Below are 6,367 nucleotides of genomic sequence, written 5' to 3'. Positions count from 1 at the left end.
GCGGATTCCGCCGAGATTGCCGCCATGGTCGTGGCAGGCGTCCAAATCGCGACCCTCACGGCAATCTCGGCGGAGAAGGCGCGCCTGAGCTCTCAGAACCCGAAGTCGCCGCCGCCGGAGTCGAACCCGGGAACAAGACGCCTCCGCCCACCGTTAAGATGAGCAACAAGTTGAGTGACCCAGGCTCAATTCTGGGTTGACACCCGGAAGCCCGAAAGGGCAGGCTTGAGTGGGGTTCACTCAGCATAGTGCCACCAAAAAAGCTCTACACACTCAGGAGGAATCACTATGGCTCGTGCGGTCGGTATCGACCTCGGGACCACCAACTCCGTCGTCGCAGTACTCGAGGGTGGCGACCCTGTCGTCGTCGCAAACTCGGAGGGCTCACGGACAACTCCGTCGATCGTCGCGTTCGCGCGTAATGGCGAAGTGCTCGTCGGCCAGCCCGCCAAGAACCAGGCGGTGACCAACGTCGACCGCACGGTGCGGTCGGTCAAGCGGCACATGGGCACGGACTGGTCCATCGAGATCGACGGGAAGAAATACACCGCTCAGGAAATCAGCGCCCGCGTTTTGATGAAGCTGAAGCGCGACGCAGAGGCCTACCTCGGTGAGGACATCACCGACGCGGTCATCACCACACCCGCCTACTTCAACGACGCCCAGCGTCAGGCGACCAAGGAGGCCGGCCAGATCGCCGGCCTGAACGTGCTGCGCATCGTCAACGAGCCGACCGCCGCCGCGCTGGCCTACGGGCTGGACAAGGGCGAGAAGGAGCAGCGCATCCTGGTCTTCGACCTGGGTGGCGGCACCTTCGACGTCTCGTTGCTGGAGATCGGCGAGGGCGTCGTCGAGGTCCGTGCCACCAGCGGTGACAACCACCTCGGTGGCGACGACTGGGACGACCGCATCGTCAACTGGCTCGTCGACAAGTTCAAGGGCACCAGCGGCATCGACCTGACCAAGGACAAGATGGCGATGCAGCGGCTGCGTGAGGCCGCCGAGAAGGCCAAGATCGAGCTCTCGAGTTCGCAGAGCACCTCGATCAACCTGCCCTACATCACCGTTGACTCCGACAAGAACCCGCTGTTCCTCGACGAGCAGCTGACCCGTGCCGAGTTCCAGAAGATCACCCAGGATCTGCTCGACCGCACCCGTCAGCCCTTCCAGTCGGTGATCAAGGACGCCGGCATCTCGGTATCCGAGATCGACCACGTCGTGCTGGTGGGTGGTTCCACCCGGATGCCCGCAGTGTCGGATCTGGTCAAGGAGATGACCGGCGGCAAGGAGCCCAACAAGGGCGTCAACCCCGACGAGGTCGTCGCCGTGGGTGCCGCGCTGCAGGCGGGTGTCCTCAAGGGTGAGGTGAAAGACGTTCTGCTGCTTGACGTCACGCCGCTGAGCCTGGGTATCGAGACCAAGGGTGGCGTGATGACCAAGCTCATCGAGCGCAACACCACGATCCCGACCAAGCGGTCGGAGACCTTCACCACGGCCGACGACAACCAGCCGTCGGTGCAGATCCAGGTCTACCAGGGTGAGCGCGAAATCGCTTCGCACAACAAGCTGCTCGGCAGCTTCGAGCTGACCGGTATCCCGCCGGCTCCGCGCGGCGTCCCGCAGATCGAGGTCACCTTCGACATCGACGCCAACGGCATCGTGCACGTCACGGCCAAGGACAAGGGCACCGGCAAGGAGAACACGATCAAGATCCAGGAGGGCTCCGGCCTTTCCAAGGAGGAGATCGACCGGATGATCAAGGACGCCGAGGCGCACGCCGAGGAGGACCGCAAGCGTCGCGAGGAGGCCGACGTTCGCAACCAGGCCGAGACGCTGGTCTACCAGACGGAGAAGTTCGTCAAGGAGCAGCGTGAGGCCGAGGGCGGCTCGAAGGTCCCCGAGGACACGCTGAACAAGGTGGACGCAGCTGTGGCCGAAGCGAAGTCGGCGCTCGGCGGCACGGACATCACCGCGATCAAGGCGGCGATGGAGAAGCTGGGTCAGGAGTCTCAGGCGCTCGGACAGGCCATCTACGAGGCCACCCAGGCGGAGTCCGCGCAGGCCGGTGGCGGCGAGCCCGGTGGGGGCGCCGGATCCGGCTCCGCTGACGACGTCGTGGACGCGGAGGTGGTCGACGACGACCGGGAGGCCAAGTGACCGAAGGCAACCCGCAGGAACAGGTAACGGTTACCGACAAACGGCGGATCGATCCCGAGACCGGCGAAGTACGGCACGTCCCTCCCGGCACCGCGCCGGGAGGGGCGGCGCCGCCGGCCGGCGACAAGGCCGACCAGTCGGGAGCCAAGGTCGCCGAGCTGACCGCCGATCTGCAGCGCGTGCAGGCTGATTTCGCCAACTACCGGAAGCGGGCGCTGCGCGATCAGCAGGCGGCGGCAGATCGGGCCAAGGCCACCGTGGTCAGCCAATTGCTGGGCGTGCTCGACGATCTCGACCGGGCACGCGCGCACGGCGATCTCGACTCGGGCCCGCTGAAGTCGGTCGCCGACAAGCTGATGAGCGCGCTGACCGGGCTCGGCCTGACGGCGTTCGGCGCCGAGGGCGAAGACTTCGACCCGGTGCTGCACGAAGCGGTGCAGCACGAGGGCGACGGGGGCGAGGGCTCCAAACCGGTCATCGGCACGGTCATGCGGCAGGGCTACCGGCTGGGCGAGAACGTGCTGCGCCACGCGCTCGTCGGCGTGGTGGACACGGTCGCCGAGGACGGCGAAGGCTCGGCCCCCGCTGGCGAACCCGTCGAAAGCGAGGCCGAAACCGAGCCGGCCGATGCGGACGATAACGCCGACGCCTCAGGTGAATAAGGCTCAGAATCAAGACAACAACCGAAGAGAAAGGTGGGAGGGGGTGGCGCAATATGGCCCAGCGTGAATGGGTCGAAAAGGACTTCTACAAGGAGCTGGGCGTCTCCTCCGACGCCAGTCCCGAGGAGATCAAGCGCGCCTACCGCAAGCTAGCGCGCGATTTGCATCCGGACGCGAATCCCGACAACCCCGCCGCCGGCGAGCGATTCAAGGCGGTGTCGGAGGCACACAACGTTTTGTCGGATCCCGCCAAGCGCAAGGAATACGACGAAACCCGCCGGCTGTTCGCCGGCGGCGGCTTTGGTGGCCGCAGGTTCGACACCGGCGGTTTCAGCTTCGACGTCGGCGGTGACGGCGCCGAGTTCAACCTCAACGATTTGTTCGACGCCGCGGGCCGAACCGGCGGCACCAACATTGGCGACCTCTTTGGCGGCCTGTTCGGTCGCGGCGCCAGCGCACGTCCCAGCCGGCCGCGGCGCGGCAACGATCTGGAGACCGAGACCGAGCTGGATTTCGTCGAGGCCGCCAAGGGCGTCGCGATGCCGTTGCGGCTGACCAGCCCCGCGCCGTGCACCAACTGCCACGGCAGTGGCGCGCGACCGGGCACTAGCCCGAAGGTGTGTCCGACGTGCAACGGCTCCGGCGTAATCAGCCGGAATCAGGGCGCTTTCGGCTTTTCCGAGCCCTGCACCGATTGCCGGGGCAGCGGGTCGATCATCGAGCACCCCTGCGAGGAGTGCAAGGGCACCGGCGTCACCACGCGTACCCGCACCATCAACGTGCGGATACCGCCGGGTGTCGAGGACGGACAGCGCATCCGGCTCGCCGGGCAGGGCGAGGCCGGGTTGCGGGGGGCCCCGTCCGGCGACCTGTATGTGACCGTGCATGTGCGGCCCGACAAGATCTTCGGCCGTGACGGCGACGACCTCACCGTGACCGTCCCGGTTAGCTTCACCGAATTGGCTTTGGGCTCAACGCTTTCGGTGCCAACGTTGGATGGCAAGGTGGGTGTTCGGGTGCCCAAGGGCACCGCCGACGGCCGAATCCTGCGGGTGCGTGGACGCGGCGTGCCCAAGCGCGGCGGCGGCAGCGGGGACTTACTCGTGACCGTCAAGGTCGCCGTCCCGCCGAACGTGGAAGGCGCCGCCCAGGAGGCCCTGGAGGCGTACGCGGAGGCCGAGCGCTCCAGTGGCTTCAATCCCCGGGCCGGGTGGGCAGGTAATCGCTGATGGCCAAGAACCCCAAGCGAGACGACGCGCGGACCTTCCTGATTTCGGTGGCCGCCGAACTGGCCGGCATGCATGCGCAGACCCTGCGGACCTACGACCGCCTCGGCCTGGTCAGCCCGCGCCGGACTTCCGGTGGGGGGCGCCGTTATTCGCAGCACGACGTGGATCTCCTGCGCGAGGTTCAACGGCTGTCCCAGGACGAGGGCGTCAACCTCGCCGGCATCAAGCGGATCATCGAGCTGACCAATCAGGTCGAGGCGCTGCAGGCGCGGCTGAAGGAAATGTCCGAGGAAATAGCCGTATTGCGCGCCAACCAGCGCCGCGATGTCGCGGTGGTGCCCAAGAGCACCGCACTGGTGGTGTGGCAGCCGCGCAAGGGACGCTAGTCCTTCGGAAGCTTCTCGAGGGTCTTGCGTGCTTCCTTGCGCCATACCTCGTGTTCATTGTCGAGGTAGACGGCAACGGCGTCGCGCACGCCGGTGGCCTTCTGGCGCACCAAGGCCGCCATGGCTGCATCGCGCGTCGCAGGATTGGGAAGTTGGCTTACGGCTAGCTCCTTGGCTTCTTCGGTTTTGAATCGGCCGATCCAACGAACCAACCATGACTTGGTAGGGAAGTCTCGATCGGAACGGATCACGGCGGCGACCCTCGGGAAGTCGGAGCGCTCGAGGATTTCGAAAAGCGCGTAGCCGACGGGCTCGAGCTCGAACCTGGTCAGCGGGGGTTCGATCTCGAGCTGGTGAAACAAGATATCGATGGCGGCGCGGTTTCCTTTGGCGTGCTTGGTAATCAAGTTGCGAACCAGACCCTCGCGCAGCGTTTGTCGGTCCTCTCCCGCAGGGACGCGCTCATCGATGTGCTGCAACCAATCGATCATGATCGGGACGGCTTGCGGATAGTCGTTGCGAGAGTTAACCAGCTGCCACACGGTGTCTTCGGGGATGCCTGCTTCGTCGAGTTCGCGCTTTATCGCCCGGCGATATTCTGGCCAGGTCTCGGGGTCGTCGCTATAACTACTCATTCCGGCCGGGACATTCAATCTTCGGGAAGTTTGTCGAGGGTCTTGCGTGCTTCCTTGCGGAAGACTTCGTGTTCGTTGTCGAGGTATACCGCGACAGCGTCGCGCACGCCGGTGGCCTTCTGGCGCACTAGGGCGCGCATGGCCTGAATTCGTGTCCCGGGATCCGGAAGTTGGCTAACGGCAAGCTCTTTGGCGTCTTCGGTTTTGACCTGTCCCAGCCACTGGACCAATGCCGATTTGGCAGGAAAATCGCGCTCCGATCGAATCAGTGCGGCCACGCGTGGGAAGTCAGAGCGGTCCGCGACTTGGGCCAGCGCAAAGCCCGTAGCCTCGAGCTCTTCATTGCTCAAGCGAGGCTCGATGTCGAATTGGTGAAATAGAATATCGGCGGCCGCACGATTCCCCTTGGCGTGTTTGGTGATCAGGTTGCGTACCAACCCAACGCGCCACGCACGCCGGTCTTCGTCGGGCGGGATGCGTTCGTCGACGTGCTGTAGCCAATCGACCATGATCGGGACGGCTTGCGGGTAGTCGAAGCGCGAATTCATAAGCTCCCAGACGGTGTCTTCGGGGATGCCAGCTGCGTCGAGTTCACGTTTCATGGCCTGTTCGGACTTCGGCCAGGTGTCGGGCTCGCCGGGCGACCTCACGAGAGATTCCTATTCCTTCGGAAGCTTGTCGAGGGCCTTGCGTGCTTCCGTACGAAAGACTTCGTGTTCGTTGTCGAGGTACACGGCGACCGCATCACGCACGCCGGTAGCCTTCTGACACACCAGGGCGCGCATGGCGGCGGACCGTGTTCTGGGATCGTTGAGCTGGCTAACGGCGAGCTGTTTCGCCTCCTCGGTCTTGAATTGGCCTATCCAGTTCACCAACTGAGATTTTGCGGGAAAATACCTATCGGAGCGGATGAGAGCGGCAACCCGCGGGAAGTCCGACCGTTCACAGACTTTGGCCAGCGCGAAGGCTGTGGCTTCGAGTTCTTCGTTGCTGAGCGGCGGGTCGATGTCGAACTGGTGAAACAGGATGTCGGTGGCTGCGCGGTTACCCTTTGCGTGTTTGGTTATGAGGTTGCGTATCAACCCAACACGCCATGCTCGACGGTCTTCATCGGGCGGGACGCGTTGATCGAGATGTTGTAACCAGTCGACAATAATCGGGACCGCTTGCGGATAGTCGAAGCGCGAGTTCATCAGTTCCCAGACGGTGTCTTCGGGAATGTCGGCGGCGTCTAGTGCGCGTTTCATCGCCTGCTGGGACTCCGGCCAGGTCTCGGGCTCGCCGGGGGACCTCATCAG

The 6,367-nt window shown here is 64.6% G+C and carries 7 protein-coding genes; 4 read left to right on the top strand and 3 right to left on the bottom strand.

The window, feature by feature from the left end:
* Positions 1–288: 288 nt before the first annotated feature.
* Genes dnaK through A5744_RS16560 form a run of 4 tightly spaced genes read left to right on the top strand, consistent with a single transcriptional unit; the run spans position 289 to position 4,434 of the window.
* Positions 289–2,157 (top strand): molecular chaperone DnaK, encoded by a 1,869-nt coding sequence (dnaK, locus tag A5744_RS16575; RefSeq protein ID WP_076062779.1) that lies wholly within the window; start codon positions 289–291, stop codon positions 2,155–2,157.
* Positions 2,154–2,819 (top strand): nucleotide exchange factor GrpE, encoded by a 666-nt coding sequence (gene grpE, locus A5744_RS16570; protein WP_076062777.1) that lies wholly within the window; start codon positions 2,154–2,156, stop codon positions 2,817–2,819. Before dnaK ends, grpE begins: the two co-directional genes overlap by 4 nt.
* A gap of 53 nt (positions 2,820–2,872) precedes the next feature.
* Positions 2,873–4,048, top strand: a complete 1,176-nt coding sequence (gene dnaJ / locus A5744_RS16565) for a molecular chaperone DnaJ (RefSeq protein ID WP_076062775.1) — start codon at positions 2,873–2,875, stop codon at positions 4,046–4,048.
* Positions 4,048–4,434 (top strand): helix-turn-helix domain-containing protein, encoded by a 387-nt coding sequence (locus A5744_RS16560; protein WP_076062774.1) that lies wholly within the window; start codon positions 4,048–4,050, stop codon positions 4,432–4,434. Before dnaJ ends, A5744_RS16560 begins: the two co-directional genes overlap by 1 nt.
* Here A5744_RS16560 and A5744_RS16555 read toward each other — a convergent pair.
* Genes A5744_RS16555 through A5744_RS16545 form a run of 3 tightly spaced genes read right to left on the bottom strand, consistent with a single transcriptional unit; the run spans position 4,431 to position 6,364 of the window.
* Positions 4,431–5,087, bottom strand: coding sequence for a HEAT repeat domain-containing protein (locus A5744_RS16555; protein WP_139331383.1), 657 nt, complete (start codon positions 5,085–5,087; stop codon positions 4,431–4,433). The genes A5744_RS16560 and A5744_RS16555 overlap by 4 nt on opposite strands.
* Complete coding sequence (locus A5744_RS16550; RefSeq protein WP_076062770.1) at positions 5,084–5,719, bottom strand: hypothetical protein; 636 nt, start codon at positions 5,717–5,719, stop codon at positions 5,084–5,086. Before A5744_RS16550 ends, A5744_RS16555 begins: the two co-directional genes overlap by 4 nt.
* A 9-nt stretch (positions 5,720–5,728) precedes the next feature.
* A complete protein-coding gene (locus A5744_RS16545; RefSeq protein WP_076062769.1) occupies positions 5,729–6,364 on the bottom strand; it encodes a hypothetical protein in 636 nt (211 codons plus the stop codon).
* Positions 6,365–6,367 lie beyond the last annotated feature (3 nt).

The sequence above is a fragment of the Mycobacterium sp. IS-1264 genome, assembly GCF_001954195.1.
In the GTDB taxonomy this organism is placed as follows: Bacteria; Actinomycetota; Actinomycetes; order Mycobacteriales; family Mycobacteriaceae; genus Mycobacterium.
This window is presented reverse-complemented; position numbering and strand designations above follow the sequence as displayed.

Coding starts and splice junctions, on each gene's coding strand:
- A5744_RS16560 (WP_076062774.1), top strand. CDS start 4,048: ATGGCCAAGAACCCCAAGCGAGACGACGCGCGGACCTTCCTGATTTCG.
- dnaK (WP_076062779.1), top strand. CDS start 289: ATGGCTCGTGCGGTCGGTATCGACCTCGGGACCACCAACTCCGTCGTC.
- dnaJ (WP_076062775.1), top strand. CDS start 2,873: ATGGCCCAGCGTGAATGGGTCGAAAAGGACTTCTACAAGGAGCTGGGC.
- A5744_RS16545 (WP_076062769.1), bottom strand. CDS start 6,364: ATGAGGTCCCCCGGCGAGCCCGAGACCTGGCCGGAGTCCCAGCAGGCG.